Raw genomic sequence first — 14,158 nt, 5'->3', positions numbered from 1 at the left:
GACGGCTCGCACTCAACATTGCCACCATGCATCCAGAAAGGGTTCCCATGCGACGAAAACTCAAAAAGGCCGCATGGAACGAGAAATACCTACTCGAGCTCATTCACCATATGCGATAGGCCTGCCCATGAGGGGGAGATGTCCGGCAGGACAGAGGGGGGTAAGCCACAGGCAAAACCTTTGCGTCGTGCACTCTGATCGGAATCGGCGCAATGCTGTCGATTGTTGTTTTGCGTTGGATTTTCCGAAAACCGGCACCTACTTTTCGGACCAGAGCTTTAATTCCCGAAAACACCAATCCGCGACAGCATCAAAAACGTATAACGCTATGCTGGAGCAAGTGTTGGCACGCTGCGCCCGGATAATTCCTGAAACCGCAATTGACGGCGAGGAGTGTTGAGAGTGTATTGGTTTGTGTTGACGCTATCTGTCATCCTGTCGCTGCTTCTGGCCTGTTTTGTCTTCAGCAAAATCGCCACCGCAGGCTTTGCAAAAGCCCATCCGCCGATTGGGCAACACATAGCGCTGGGCGATCTATCGCTTCACGTCTTGCATGTCCCACCCGGTGACGCGGCAGACCTGCCACCTATTGTGTTCATTCACGGTGCCAGCGGCAATCTGCTGGATCAATCAACACCCTTCCTGCCACGCTTGCGGGGCCGGGCAGAGTTGTTGTTTGTGGATCGCCCCGGCCATGGCTATTCGGACAGAGGCGGGCCGGAAAATGACACGCCAGATGGTCAGGCCAATACGATTGCGCGCGCTATGGACGCCCTTGGCATGAAAAGCGCCATCATTGTCGGCCACTCCTTCGGCGGGGCCGTTGCCGCAAGCTTTGCCGTGCTGCATCCCGAAAAAACCAGCGGCCTGCTGCTACTGGCACCCGCCACCCATCCGTGGCCCAGCGGCGTCGATTGGCATTATACACTTACGGCCACACCGATCATTGGACCGATTTTCGCCCATACCCTTGCCCCCATCGCCGGACAGTTCCGGATGAAAGCAGCCATCAATTCAGTTTTTGCGCCCAATCCTGCGCCCGTGGATTACATGACACGTGCTGCCCCTGCCCTTGTGCTGCGGCCCTCTGCCTTCCGCTACAACGCCATCGATGTGAGCAATCTGCACGCCTATGTCAGCCACATGGCAGCGCGCTACAGTGAAATAACAGCACCCACCGTGGTCATGACTGGCGACAGCGATGATATTGTCTTGGCCAATATCCATTCCACAGGTCTTGCCCGCGATATTCAAGGTGCAGAACTGGTTTGGCTGCGAAATGTTGGCCATAAGCCAGACTATGTTGCAACAGAGATTGCCATTGCCGCGCTTGAGAAAATCGCCGGCAAGCCGCGCGATCTTCAGGCTTTGGCGCGCGCATTTCACGCCCCCATTGCGGTCCCCGACAACTAACAGCACCGTGCGCCATATATGGCGCACAAAGGACGCTGTAACACTTTAAATCTGCTGCATAATTTTCACCTTAAATCGTTCCGATTTAAGGAATTATGCAGTAAAAAAACCCGCCCGGTGAGAAACCGGACGGGCTTAAGCATTCAAATTTTCGCTGTATTAGACGCCAGACTGGCCATCTGCCGAAATATAGGCAATGCGCAACATGTTGGTGGCACCGGGCGTACCAAGCGGCACACCGGCAGAGATAATCACCCGATCGCCAGGCTCACCGAACTCTTCAGAGACAACGATTTTGCAAGCGCGGTTGACCATATCGTCGAGATCGGTTGGCTCTTCAGCCACCACGCAATGCAAGCCCCATACCACAGACAGACGACGCGCGGTCTGAACAACAGGAGACAAGGCCAGAATTGGCACTTCCGGACGCTCACGCGAGGCGCGCATACCGGTGGTGCCCGAAGCCGTATAGCAGACAATCGCCTTCAGCTTCAGCGTTTCGGCAATCTGGCGGGCCGCCAGCGAAATCGCATCTGCGCCTGTGGCTTCCGGCTGCGGACGCTGCGCATAAATAATGCCCGGATAATGCGGCTCGCGCTCAATGGTGCGAGCAATCGACGCCATGGTCGATACGGCTTCCACCGGATACTGACCCGAGGCCGATTCTGCCGACAACATGATTGCGTCTGCGCCTTCAAATACGGCGGTGGCCACGTCAGACACTTCGGCGCGGGTTGGCACTGGCGATGTAATCATCGATTCCAGCATCTGGGTTGCCACAACCACCGGCTTACCAGCGCGGCGGCAGGCACGAATGAGCTGCTTCTGAATGCCGGGCACGGCTTCCAGCGGCATTTCAACACCCAGGTCACCACGGGCAACCATCAAGGCATCCGACAACTCGATGATTTCATCAATGCAGTCGATGGCCTGGGGCTTTTCGATCTTGGACATCAGGCCGACGCGATGACCCGCAATCTTGCGCACTTCGGTCAGATCCTGTGGGCGCTGAATGAAGGATAGCGCCACCCAGTCGACTTCATTGGTGGCAAGAACGGCATCCAGATCGGCGCGGTCCTTGTCGGTCAAGACGCCGGAGGCCAGAATGGTGTCTGGCAGGCTGACGCCCTTGCGGTCCGAAATTTTGGTACCGGCAATAACCGTGCAGACAATGCTTTTGCCGTCGCATTTTTCAGCGCGCAAATGCAGCTTGCCGTCATCAATCAGCAAACGATCGCCCGGCTTGACGGCCTCAAGAATTTCCGGATGAGGAAGGTAGACGCGGGTATTGTCGCCCAGCGCTTCATTGTTGTCGAGGGTAAAGGTCTGGCCCGCGGCCAGTTCCACTGTCGTGTTGGCAAATTTACCGACGCGCAGCTTTGGCCCCTGAAGGTCAGCCAGAATACCAATCGGGCGACCGCAGGCTGCCTCGACATTGCGAATGCGCTTGACAAGCTCTCGCATCAGTTCATGGCTGGCATGGCTCATGTTGATACGAAAAAGATCCGCCCCAGCCTCGTGCAACTTGCGGATCATTGCCTCGTCTTGCGAAGCGGGTCCGAGTGTTGCAAGGATCTTTACTTTACGGTTACGTCTCATCACTTCTGGCCTTCCTGCGTGCCTGGCGTATCTGACAATTGGACCATCCAGCTCCCCTGTCGGCCCGTGTCATATTCTTTGAAACCCATTTGCTGATAACCGCGCTTGAAGCAGTCCTGCACACCAACAATCTTGAACTCGTTTTCAGCAACGCACATGTTGACATTGCCCGCCCAGCGTCCACCGCGCGCGGCATCTTCTGCATAGAGGTAGTAATAGCGGGATTTAAGCTCACCCTCGATCAGGGTTGCGCATGTGGAAGCAGGCACCTGCCACCAGCCTTCACTGACCCAGCCATCCGTGCTGCGATAGCCAATGGCCACCCCAACGAGGTTCTGACTGCCATTGCACACGCGGAAATCCGCGTGGGCCGGGGCCGCAATTGCGAAAGGGGCGGCAAGAATGCTCAGGAACAGGCAGAGGCGTGCAAAACGCCCGGGGCCTGTAACGGAAGAGTGTGTGTTGGAATGAGGCACGGCTTCCGACGGAACTCCATTTTTCTGTGGTGCTTTCTTGCGACGATGGACCAAGAAAGTCAACGCAACTCTAATCGATTATATTTTTGTCACAAACATTCACCCACAGTTTGGCTGAATGGTGGCTTCGATTGTCGTTTTCCACATGATTGAACTGATTTTGAAAATAGACGCAAAAACGCTATGAATTTCAGAGAAATAGCAGTTTAACCCGCAAGCTGTGCGAAGTAAACTTACCTGCGGCATAATTCCTTAAATCAAATCGGGTTAAGGAGAAAATTATGGAGCAGATTTAATATGTTACAGCGTCCTTTGTGCGGTTGATAAAACGCACGGCGCTGGAGCACTCCAGAATCACACAAACGTGGATATCATGAGCGATTTTAAAATCTTCGAAGACATTCCCGGCGATGAAAAAAAGGGGCTGGTGCTTCTGGCTGATCACGCAATGAACCGCCTGCCAGCGGCTTACGGCTCTTTGGGCCTGCCGCAAAGCGCGTTTGAGCGCCACATCGCCTATGATATTGGCGTGGAGGCCTTGACCCGCCAGCTTGCGGCGCGCCTTGGCGTTCCCGCCGTTATGTCTTGTTTTTCGCGGCTGCTGATTGACCCCAATCGCGGCGAGGATGACCCCACGCTGATCATGAAAATCTCGGACGGGGCAATCATTCCCGGCAACCACCCGATCAGCAAAGAGGAATGGACGTATCGAATTGAGACATATCATCGCCCCTATCATCGGGCCGTTGACAAGATGATCGGCAACGTTGCCAAGGCCAGTGGCATGGCCCCGCTTGTGCTGTCGCTTCATTCCTATACCCACGCCTGGAAAGGCGTGCCGCGCCCCTGGCATGCGGCCGTGCTGTGGGATACGGACCATCGCGCCGTAACGCCCTTGATTGATTTGCTGCGAGCACCGGGCGATATTCTGGTGGGCGATAATGAGCCCTACGATGGCGCACTGAGGAATGATACAATGTATCATCATTGCATGCGTGCCGGCATTCCGCATGCCCTGCTGGAGGTGCGGCAGGATTTGATTGGTGATAGCGCAGGAGTGACAGCGTGGGCTGACCGACTTGAACCGATATTTGCCACAATGAACGCCGATCCTGATTTGCACCGCTACCAGCAATTTCCATCACGCACGGGCGCTTACGCCAGCTAAAAGGAGATCGTTTGCCATGACCGAGTTGACCACTCAACAGCAGATAGAAATTGAGGCCGCAGCATTCCGCCAGCTTGTTGCCCATTTGCGGCAGCGCAGCGATGTGCAAAACATCGATTTGATGAACCTCGCAGGCTTTTGTCGTAACTGCCTGTCCAATTGGTATCAGGATGCCGCAGATCAACGGGAGTTGGAGATGACGCGCGAAGAAGCCCGCCGCTACATCTACGGCATGCCTTATGAGATGTGGAAAAAACGCTATCAGAAGGAAACAAGCCAGCGCGAATACGATGACTTTGAGCGCTTCCAAAAAGAAGAATAGCGCTTTCGCCCCAAAAAAGCTTGACGTGACGCCGCGTTCGCGGCACGTCACCACCACATGAAATTCCCAGCTAGGAGATCCCGATGTCTGATGCGCATGGCGTCGCCCGTGACCAACTTCGCGCTTTTGTTGAGCGTATTGAACGGCTCGAAGAAGAAAAGAAAACAATCGCCGACGACATCAAGGATGTCTACGGCGAGGCAAAGGGCACAGGCTTTGACACCAAGATCCTGAAGAAAGTCATTGCGCTACGCAAGAAGGACGATCAGGAACGCATGGAAGAAGACCTGATCCTCGACACCTATCTCCACGCGCTTGGCATGATTGATAGCCCCCCAGAAGGCTGAGGTTTTCAAAGAGGTTTTTTTTGCAAAACATCGCCATTACAGCGCCTGTCGCCATATATGGCGCGCAAAGGACGCGGTAACACTTTTAATCTGCTGCATAATTCTCTCCTTAAATCGATTCCGATTTAAGGAATTGTCCAGTAGGCTCTCAAAAACCCGCGCTCAACGCGGGTTTTTTTACGCCCATCTTTCACGGAATGGCTTCTCTACCGCATAATACCGAGGCTCGAAGATGCGAGAGCATCCTCGCCTTGACGATATTGCAAATATCTAAAATGCATCAGACGCTTGAGATATTTGCAAAAGGAATACCGAAAGTCATTTTCGATGACTGTTGGTATAAGTCCTTAAATCGGAATCGATTTACAGCGCCTTGAAAGCCAGTCAATGCGACGGGCTTTAGGCAAACAAAAAATCGTCGGGTTCAATGGGAACCCGACGACCTCTGAAAATCCTGTCACACAATGAAAGCGTTAGCGAATAGCACCGAAGCGGGCAGGATCGATACGCGGAGCCTTCTCCGAGAAACCAACCGGCAGAGCTTCCTTAGGGGCTGTTGCTGGCGGATCAATCACCACACGTCCACCTCGGCTGACCGTAGACGGCGCTTCGATATGGTTCTTGGCCATGGCCCATTGCGATAGCATGGCGCGGGTCAGAACCTTGCCACCCGACATGCCGCGTGTGGCCACTTCCGCTTCGCTTGGCCCCGGACGCGCACCCTTCACCGGCACGCTGGCTTCAATGGCCTGAGCCGCCGCTTTTGGCTGATCAAACACATCACCAAACTCGCCACTCCGGCGCTTTGCCGACGGTGACACAGGTTCAAGCGAGGCAAGCTCCTGCTTTGGCGTCGATGCGGCGGGCGCGACAATATATGGCCGTGGTTCCGGCACAGCCGCAACCTGTGCAGCCGCGTCTTCAGCCGGGCGATCAAGCGGCGTGACGGTCGCTACCTTCTCGGAGGCCGCCTCACTCATTTCCAGAGCCTTGGCCGCAGCGGGCGACAGCATGGCTTCTTCTACGGTTGCAGGCTCACGCTGCGCATTGGCAGATGCCACATCCTGTTGCGGCATTGTGGCCGCAATGGCATCAGCCAGAGCTGGTCGGCCAGCCGGTACAGGGATGCGCATAACGCCATCCTCGACAGGTGGCAGCGACCCTGGAGCCAGCGACGCCGTCATCACATTTTCTCCATCACCCTTCATGCCGCGCGCATCCAGCATGGTAGGTACGGGAATCTTATACTCCGAGAGATCCTGATATCCGTCGCCAGCATTTGCCTTGCCAAACGGAATGGATGTCGGCTGATTGCTGGCAACCTTTTGCAGTGCATCTTCAGCCGCGTTCCGCCCACCTGGGGAATAAAGCGCAACGGCGAGACTGTCATTACCCTGCGTCGAGGTCGGCCTGCTCAGAGGAACCGGCGCTGAAATATCAGGCATGGATGGCGCAGGTGCAGCAGATGCCACAACCACCGGCGACGGGTTGGTCAACTCCTGCTGCTGACGCGCAACAGGTGGTGGGGCCGTTGCCCTGGCTGGCGCGACATCCTCGTCGCCCTCATCCTCATCACCACCGCCAAACAGCATGGCAAAGAGATTCTTCGATTTTCGATGCGAAGACGAACTGCTGTCCGCCATCAGGATCTGTTGAGACCCCAATCGTCGCTTATATTCTTCCATTGCCACCTGATAACCCGGCAAGGGTCTTCCATCGGCAGGAATGTGAAGGGTTTTCCCATCCGGGAACAGTCGAACCAGCTCGTCACGCGGCAAGCGCGGCCAGGAGCGAACTCCAGCGACATCCATATGCACGAACGGTGAGCCGGAATTGGGATAATAGCCAACGCCACCTGCCTGCATTTTCAGGCCAATATCGCGCAGCGTTTTCAAGGGTGTTCCGGGAATGAAAAAGTCCATCGCCGTGCCATGCATATGCTGGCTTTCCTTGGCAACACCGCGCGAGCGCGAGCGCAGCATGGCATTGGTGGCGGGCGAACGATAACCGGATACGACGTAGATATAACCGCTGGAACGTGATTGTTTGTAAACCGACCACACGAGGTCGAACAGGCGGGGATCCATTTTGGTGGCTTCATTGCGACGCCAATCGCGCAGAATATAGTTCAGCGCCTGCAAGCCCTTGGGATCATAGCGGCCATTGCGCTTGAAGATGATGTCCTGCTTTTCGCCTGTGTGGACAAAATAGATCTTCAGGGAGCGGGTTTCGGCAGCCGCTGTCTGGGCGCTGGCGAAAAGGCCCGACATGGCCATAACGACAAGAACACATGCCATCAGCGCAGTTCTGGACATACTGGCCCATAGCATAGCCAAGCGACCAAGCCGCCCGCCTTGCCCGTTGGGCGATACAAATACACCAGATATCTGCAAAATCCGTCCCCGTCAGAAACCTACATTGAATACGCTATCACATGACTGTGAAATGCGGTGGTTACATGGCAAAAAAACCACACCAACGAAATTGATTCATATATGGTGAACCAATCCATAACAAGCCATTGACAAGCAGTAATCAATCATCCTTACCCGGAGGTTAACAGATTAGCGAATCTGCTTATATCGGCACCGAACAGGATTGGTCATTAAAGCAAAATTTTCGCAAAAGTGCTTATCTTATAAAAGCGCCTCTACGCACCTTATGTCACGACGCATCTTATGTCACGGGCGGTGCTATAGCATATCAGAATGCGCAACGCATCCCTCAAAAGAAAAGGGCGCGCTTCATCTTGGAAACACGCCCTTCGCCTTAAAAATCAGGCTGCATTTTTCTGTGGATCATCAGGATCGATGCCGTAATCCTTCAGTTTACGATAGAGCGTCGAGCGGCCAATGCCAAGTTTGCGCGCCACCTGGCTCATTTGTCCACGGTAGAATTTCAAGGCAAACCGGATCAACTCTTCTTCAATTTCGGCCAGACGGCGAACGTCCCCACTATCATCAACACTGATGATAACATTGTCGCCAACCGCGCCCCGATCATCCGCCCGAGGTGCCGGAAGGCGATCAATAAACGCCAGTTCCGGCCGATCGGTGTGGCGTTGTGCCGCACTGGCCTCTGCCAGGCTGTCGGACAGACCAGAAACACCCGACCAGAACCGATCCTGCGACAAACCACCGGGAATTTGCGCCAAAATCTGCGGGAAGTCATTTTCAGTCAGCTCGACGCCTTCGGCCAGAATGATGGCCCGGTAAATGGCGTTTTCCAGCTGGCGAATATTGCCCGGCCAGTCAAAGGCGGTCAAAAGCGCCAAAGCTCCGGCAGTGAGCGTGAGCGGGCGCGGCAGACGCTGCTCTGCTGAGAAGCGCTCAACAAAGGCGCGCGCCAGGAAAGGCACATCTTCCTTGCGGCGGCGAAGCGCCGGAATGGTGATGGGGAAAACGTTGAGGCGATAATACAGGTCTTCGCGGAAGCGCTGGGCCTTCACTTCGGCAATCAGATCCTTGTTTGTCGCTGAAATCAGCCGCACATTGACCTTTTGCGGACGGGCAGCGCCCATGACTTCAATTTCGCCATCCTGCACGGCCCGCAGCAGCTTGACCTGCGTATCCAGCGGCAACTCGCCGATCTCATCCAAAAACAGCGTGCCGCCATCGGCCTCGACGAATTTACCAATATGGCGCTCTGTGGCACCCGGAAAAGCACCCTTTTCGTGGCCAAACAGCACACTCTCGACCATATTGGCCGGAATGGCACCGCAATTGACGGTCACAAAAGGACGGCTGCTGCGATCGGATGCCGCCTGAATGGCGCGCGCCACCATTTCCTTGCCAACGCCGGATTCACCTTCCAGCACCACCGGAATGGTGGACTGCGCGGCACGGCGCGACAGATCCACAACCCGCGTCATGGCAGGGCTTGCCGAAATAATATCGCTAAAGCTTACCGCACCGGAGCGCGAGCGGCGGGCTGGGCGGGTTTTGGAATCACGCTGGTCAACTTTGAGCGCATTGGCAACGGCGGCGGCGATGCGCTCTGGCGTGACGGGCTTGACCACAAAGTCAAAGGCTCCCGCCCGCATGGCTTGCACCACCGTATCAATACCGCCCTGCCCGGTCTGTACAATCACCGGCACATCGACCTCCTGGCCGCCGACGGCAATCAGAAAATCAAGGCCAGACAGACCCGGCATCATCAAATCGAGAAGAACAACAGAAATTTCCGAGCGATGAAGGCGGAAATATTCCAGACCTGCTTCGCCATCTTCAGCCAAGTGGGCCACATGCCCCTGACTTTCCACAGCAGCCTTCAAAAGACGACGTTGAACTGGATCGTCATCGACAACGAGAATATGAGCGGTCAATTTAAGCTCCCCGGGTTCATTGTGGCGTCTGGCGCCGGTTTAAAACATCGACCACATGTGTGATCCGGAAATAATTAGACGACGGACATTATCGCCATCTTCACTATGGGCAGAACCATCTACTGCGAATGCGACACGCGGCAGGTGCATATCAGCCCTCTGTATCCGAAAATGTCACAGAGTCTTGAAAAACAGGTTGGAACTTTTGTTAGGATTTTATCTATAGGCCATCAAATTACCCGCTTCGATACAGTTTGGCCAAAAAAAATTGTAAAAGCCACAGAAAAGACCATTTCTGGCACAGCGAAGCGAAATCATTCGCGCCGATATGTCAAACATCGGCACAGCATCCTATATAGTGACGGGGTGGCGCGTGCGCTTGGTTAAGCATTTTCAATCATTTCCAGAGACGTGGCATGATGATTGGGGCGGCTGCCGGTGTTGCTCAAAGCCTCACCCATGCTATGACAAAACCAAGCATTGTTAAGAATGGACGCGGCTTTCATCTCTTGTGAAGAAAGACCGCTCCGGGAAAAAGGACTTCATCATGCGTTTCACTGCCGTTAACAAGTCTTGCCATTCTGTATCGGAAACCTCCGCCTCCGATTCCTCTCAGACAGAGCTTGGCGCACTTCCTGTATGGCGGCTGGACGATCTTTATCCCGGCACAGACTCCGAGGCTTTCAAGGCCGATCTGGCCAAAGCGGAAGCGATGAGTCTTGCCTTTGAGACAAAATGGAAAGGCCGGCTGGAAAAGGCTGCACACAATGATGGTGATCAGGGCCTTGGCGGCGCGCTGAAGGATTTTGAACAGCTTGAGGATTTGCTGGGCAAAATCGGCTCCTACGCTGGCCTCTATTATTATAAAGACATGACCAATCCGGCCAGTGGCAAATTTTTTGGCGATGTGCAGGCCAAAATCACCGATCTCGCAGCCCACTTGCTGTTTTTCACGCTGGAGCTGAACCGTCTGGACGACGCGGTGATAGATGCCGCCATTGCCCGTGATGCGGCCACCGCCCATTACAAGCCATGGCTGGTGGACTTGCGCAAGGATAAGCCGCACCAGCTGGATGACAAGATTGAACAGCTGTTTTTGGAAAAATCCCAGACCGGTGCCAGCGCTTTCAATCGTCTGTTTGATGAAACTTTGGCCAGCCTGAAGTTTGACGTTGATGGTACCAGTCAGACGCTGGAGCCGACCTTGAACATGTTGCAAGACCCAAACCCTGCCACCCGCCAGAAGGCAGCGGAAGCGCTCTCCAAAACCTTCAAGGACAATATCCGCATTTTCGTGTTGGTCACCAACACGCTGGCGAAAGACAAGGAAATTTCTGATCGCTGGCGCGGCTTTGATGATATTGCCGACAGCCGCCACCTGTCCAACCGCGTGGAGCGTCCGGTGGTCGATGCGCTGGCTGCTGCCGTCAAGGAGGCCTATCCGCGTCTGTCGCATCGTTACTATGCCATGAAGGCAAAGTGGCTGGGCATGGAGACCATGAATTTCTGGGATCGCAATGCGCCGTTGCCGGAAAGCTCTGATCGGCTGATAACTTGGAATGAGGCAAAGGACACGGTTCTCTCTGCTTACGGCAATTTTGCACCGGACATGGCCGAAATCGCGGGCCGCTTCTTTGATGGCGGCTGGATTGATGCCCCTGCCCGCCCCGGCAAGGCTCCGGGTGCCTTTGCTCACCCCACTGTGCCATCGGCTCATCCTTATGTTCTGGTCAATTACCTTGGCCGTCCGCGCGATGTGATGACGCTGGCCCATGAACTGGGCCATGGTGTGCATCAGGTTCTGGCTGGGGATCAAGGCGCGTTGATGTGTCAGACGCCGCTGACCTTGGCCGAAACGGCATCCGTTTTTGGCGAGATGCTGACCTTCCGGGCGCTGCTGGACAAGACCAGTGACGCGCGCGAGCGCAAGGCGATGCTGGCGCAAAAGGTGGAGGACATGATCAACACCGTGGTTCGCCAGATTGCGTTCTATGATTTTGAACGCAAGCTGCACACCGCCCGCAAGGACGGCGAGCTGACGGCGGAGAAAATCGGCGAGCTGTGGCTTTCGGTACAGGGCGAGAGCCTTGGCCCGGCCATCAAAATCTCCGAGGGCTATGAGACATGGTGGGCCTATATTCCCCACTTCATCCACTCGCCTTTCTATGTTTATGCCTATGCCTTTGGCGATTGCCTCGTCAATTCGCTCTATGCTGTCTATCAGAATGCCGATTCCGGCTTTCAGCAGAAATATTTCGATCTGCTCAAGGCAGGCGGCACCAAGCACCACTCGGAACTGCTGGCTCCCTTCGGGCTGGATGCCACCGATCCCGCCTTCTGGTCCAAGGGGCTTTCGATGATTGAAGGCCTGATTGATGAGCTGGAGGCGCTTGATAAAGCTGGCTGAGGCCAACCCACATGACAACACCTTATATCTTGTTTCGAAACGACAAGACCAGGGACGCCTTGGTCTTCACCGATCCGGTGGAGATCATTGCGGCCCACAGTGCCGATGAGGTAATCCCCGCCTTGCAACGGCTGGATCAGGCCCGCTCAAACGGGTTCTGGCTGGCGGGTGCAATGGCCTATGAAGCGGGCTTTGTGTTTGAGGATAAGCTCAGGCCGCATATCCCCGCCAATCGGCAAACGCCGCTGCTGCAATTCGGCGTGTTTTCCGCCCCCGCAGGCTCTGACCATGGGTTGGCGCAAGCCTTGCCGATCACCCGCAATGAGCCAATGATCACCAACCCGCGCGCGGGATGGGATTTGGAAGCCTATAGCCTGCGCTTTGAGCGGCTGCACCAACATTTGCGTGAAGGCGATTGCTATCAGGCAAACCTGACCATGCCGATTGAGGCAGAGTATCACGGCACACCCGTTGAAGTGTTCTGGTCGCTGATCGAGCGGCAACCAGTGAATTATGGGGCGCTTGTTGATCTCGGTGGACCCGCTATCGTGTCTCGCTCGCCGGAACTGTTTTTCAAGGTTGATGATCAAGGTTTCATCGAAACCCATCCGATGAAGGGCACGGCAGCGCGTGGCCAAAGCGTGGCTGAGGACGAGGCCATCAAGGCGGCGATGCTGGCGGATGAAAAAACCCAGGCCGAAAACCGCATGATTGTTGATCTGCTGCGCAATGACATTTCCCGCATCGTTGAGCTAGGCAGCCTCAGCGTGCCCAAATTGTTTGACATCGAGACCTACCCCACCGTTCACCAGATGGTCAGCCATGTGCGCGGCAAGCTTTTGGCAGGCATTGGTCTTGAACACATTATGGAAGCGCTGTTTCCGTGTGGCTCCATCACCGGCGCGCCCAAACTCAGCGCCATGCAAATCCTGCATCAGTTGGAAACAGGACCAAGGGATATCTATTGCGGCACGATTGGCTATTGTGACCCAAAAGGAAACATGTGTTTTTCTGTCGCTATCCGCACGTTAACACTTTTCAAACAGTCACGGGCGGTTTTCAATGTCGGCGGTGGTATTGTTTTTGATTCGAATGCCAAGGCGGAATATGATGAATGTCTGCTCAAGGCACGGTTTGCGGTAGGTGATCAATGGATTTCTCGCTGATTGAAACGCTCCGCTGGGAGCCAGACGCCGGATTTTTGCGGCTGGAGCAACATATGCGCCGGTTGAGCCGCTCGGCCGATGCTCTGGGATTTCGCCTGCCCGTCAAGCCGGAAGCTGCCTTGAAAGAAGTGGTTAGCGGATCAAAACCATTGCGGGTTCGCCTGACCATGAATTTTCGTGGCAAGATCGAAGTGACAGCTTCACCCTTTGAGCCTGTGCAGGAAAACACCATCTGGCGCATTCGCATTGCCGAGAAAAACCGGATGAAATCCGATGATCCGCTTTATCGCCACAAAAGCTCAAAGCGTGAGCTGTATGATGCGGCCCGCGCCGAATTTTCCAAAGATGAGGCCGATGAAGTGCTGCTGCTGAACGAGCGCGGCGAACTGTGCGAAGGCACCTTCACCAATATTTTCGTGCAGGGACCGGATGGCATCTTCATCACCCCACCCCTGACCAGTGGCCTGCTGCCCGGCATCCTCCGCGCTGACCTGATCCGCGAGCGCAAGGCCCGCGCTGATGTGCTGAAGCCTGACAATCTGCTCAACCGCCCGCTGTTTGTCGGCAATTCGCTGCGCGGGCTGATCCGGGCCGAACTGGTGGCAGAAAAACAAAAGGCCGTGGCGTGATCATTCTTTCCCTGACCTATAAAGCCGACATTGCGCAGGCCGATGTCCATATGCAGCCGCACATGGATTGGGTTAAACAAGGCTATGAGCGCGGCTGGTTTTTAGCCTCTGGCCGCAAAGTGCCGCGCACCGGCGGCGTGATCATCGCCAAGGGCGACCGGGCCGAGATTGAAGCCTTTGTGGCGCTTGATCCTTTTGTCATCCATGGCATTGCTGATTATGACATTACAGAAGTGGCGATGACCACCGTGACCGAGGGTGTTGCGGCCCTCGCATAAGTCCACCATCAAATAGCCGGGTATCGTCG

At 55.2% G+C, this 14,158-nt stretch carries 12 protein-coding genes; 8 read left to right on the top strand and 4 right to left on the bottom strand.

Annotation, left to right across the window (positions count from 1 at the left end; genetic code table 11):
- Window positions 1-402: 402 nt before the first annotated feature.
- The gene (locus tag E6C51_RS18640) at window positions 403-1,413 is read left to right on the top strand and encodes an alpha/beta fold hydrolase (RefSeq protein ID WP_230987450.1); all 1,011 of its coding nucleotides are present in this window, start codon (window positions 403-405) and stop codon (window positions 1,411-1,413) included.
- 159 nt (window positions 1,414-1,572) lie between these two features.
- Here E6C51_RS18640 and pyk read toward each other — a convergent pair whose 3' ends face one another.
- Together pyk and E6C51_RS18630 are read right to left on the bottom strand one after the other, a co-directional pair.
- Complete coding sequence (pyk, locus tag E6C51_RS18635) at window positions 1,573-3,012, bottom strand: pyruvate kinase (RefSeq protein ID WP_146937303.1); 1,440 nt, start codon at window positions 3,010-3,012, stop codon at window positions 1,573-1,575.
- Window positions 3,012-3,428, bottom strand: a complete 417-nt coding sequence (locus E6C51_RS18630) for a DUF1036 domain-containing protein (protein WP_230987452.1) — start codon at window positions 3,426-3,428, stop codon at window positions 3,012-3,014. The genes pyk and E6C51_RS18630 overlap by 1 nt, the downstream gene beginning before the upstream one ends.
- Before the next feature lie 433 nt (window positions 3,429-3,861).
- Here E6C51_RS18630 and E6C51_RS18625 point away from each other — a divergent pair, with 433 nt between their 5' ends.
- The 3 genes from E6C51_RS18625 to E6C51_RS18615 all read left to right on the top strand — a co-directional run bounded on the left by E6C51_RS18625 (window position 3,862) and on the right by E6C51_RS18615 (window position 5,325).
- A complete protein-coding gene (locus E6C51_RS18625) occupies window positions 3,862-4,656 on the top strand; it encodes an N-formylglutamate amidohydrolase (RefSeq protein ID WP_190237106.1) in 795 nt (264 codons plus the stop codon).
- 16 nt (window positions 4,657-4,672) lie between these two features.
- On the top strand, window positions 4,673-4,978 hold the full coding sequence (locus E6C51_RS18620) for a DUF1244 domain-containing protein (protein ID WP_146937299.1): 306 nt from the start codon (window positions 4,673-4,675) through the stop codon (window positions 4,976-4,978).
- Window positions 4,979-5,061: 83 nt separating this feature from the next.
- A complete protein-coding gene (locus E6C51_RS18615) occupies window positions 5,062-5,325 on the top strand; it encodes a DUF2312 domain-containing protein (protein WP_146937297.1) in 264 nt (87 codons plus the stop codon).
- A 473-nt stretch (window positions 5,326-5,798) separates the two neighbouring features.
- On the opposite strand, the gene E6C51_RS18610 is transcribed toward E6C51_RS18615, so the two are convergent.
- The gene (locus E6C51_RS18610) at window positions 5,799-7,622 is read right to left on the bottom strand and encodes a DUF882 domain-containing protein (RefSeq protein ID WP_146937295.1); all 1,824 of its coding nucleotides are present in this window, start codon (window positions 7,620-7,622) and stop codon (window positions 5,799-5,801) included.
- A 479-nt stretch (window positions 7,623-8,101) separates the two neighbouring features.
- A complete protein-coding gene (locus E6C51_RS18605) occupies window positions 8,102-9,649 on the bottom strand; it encodes a sigma-54-dependent transcriptional regulator (RefSeq protein WP_146937293.1) in 1,548 nt (515 codons plus the stop codon).
- 547 nt (window positions 9,650-10,196) lie between these two features.
- Between E6C51_RS18605 and E6C51_RS18600 the strand changes: the two genes are divergently transcribed.
- Genes E6C51_RS18600 through E6C51_RS18585 form a run of 4 tightly spaced genes read left to right on the top strand, consistent with a single transcriptional unit; the run spans window position 10,197 to window position 14,129 of the window.
- Window positions 10,197-12,056 carry a M3 family oligoendopeptidase gene (locus E6C51_RS18600; RefSeq protein WP_190237105.1) on the top strand — a complete coding sequence of 620 codons (1,860 nt, stop codon included), beginning with the start codon at window positions 10,197-10,199 and terminating at the stop codon, window positions 12,054-12,056.
- 11 nt (window positions 12,057-12,067) lie between these two features.
- The gene (locus E6C51_RS18595; protein WP_190237104.1) at window positions 12,068-13,222 is read left to right on the top strand and encodes an aminodeoxychorismate synthase component I; all 1,155 of its coding nucleotides are present in this window, start codon (window positions 12,068-12,070) and stop codon (window positions 13,220-13,222) included.
- Entirely contained in the window at window positions 13,207-13,851 is a 645-nt protein-coding gene (locus E6C51_RS18590; protein WP_190237103.1) for an aminotransferase class IV family protein, read from the top strand. The genes E6C51_RS18595 and E6C51_RS18590 overlap by 16 nt, the downstream gene beginning before the upstream one ends.
- A complete protein-coding gene (locus E6C51_RS18585) occupies window positions 13,848-14,129 on the top strand; it encodes a YciI family protein (RefSeq protein ID WP_190237102.1) in 282 nt (93 codons plus the stop codon). Before E6C51_RS18590 ends, E6C51_RS18585 begins: the two co-directional genes overlap by 4 nt.
- The last annotated feature ends 29 nt before the right edge of the window (window positions 14,130-14,158 follow it).

Origin of the sequence: Gillisella terrae, assembly GCF_004801395.1 — a bacterium.
GTDB lineage: Bacteria > Pseudomonadota > Alphaproteobacteria > Rhizobiales > Rhizobiaceae > Allorhizobium > Allorhizobium terrae.
The sequence above is the reverse complement of the archived record's forward strand: the minus strand, read 5'-3'. Positions and strand labels throughout refer to the sequence as shown.

Bases quoted from the DNA above. Each gene is read 5' to 3' on its own strand.
- pyk (WP_146937303.1), bottom strand. From the start codon at position 3,012: ATGAGACGTAACCGTAAAGTAAAGATCCTTGCAACACTCGGACCCGCT.
- E6C51_RS18625 (WP_190237106.1), top strand. From the start codon at position 3,862: ATGAGCGATTTTAAAATCTTCGAAGACATTCCCGGCGATGAAAAAAAG.
- E6C51_RS18620 (WP_146937299.1), top strand. From the start codon at position 4,673: ATGACCGAGTTGACCACTCAACAGCAGATAGAAATTGAGGCCGCAGCA.
- E6C51_RS18615 (WP_146937297.1), top strand. From the start codon at position 5,062: ATGTCTGATGCGCATGGCGTCGCCCGTGACCAACTTCGCGCTTTTGTT.
- E6C51_RS18610 (WP_146937295.1), bottom strand. From the start codon at position 7,622: ATGGCATGTGTTCTTGTCGTTATGGCCATGTCGGGCCTTTTCGCCAGC.
- E6C51_RS18600 (WP_190237105.1), top strand. From the start codon at position 10,197: ATGCGTTTCACTGCCGTTAACAAGTCTTGCCATTCTGTATCGGAAACC.
- E6C51_RS18595 (WP_190237104.1), top strand. From the start codon at position 12,068: ATGACAACACCTTATATCTTGTTTCGAAACGACAAGACCAGGGACGCC.
- E6C51_RS18590 (WP_190237103.1), top strand. From the start codon at position 13,207: ATGGATTTCTCGCTGATTGAAACGCTCCGCTGGGAGCCAGACGCCGGA.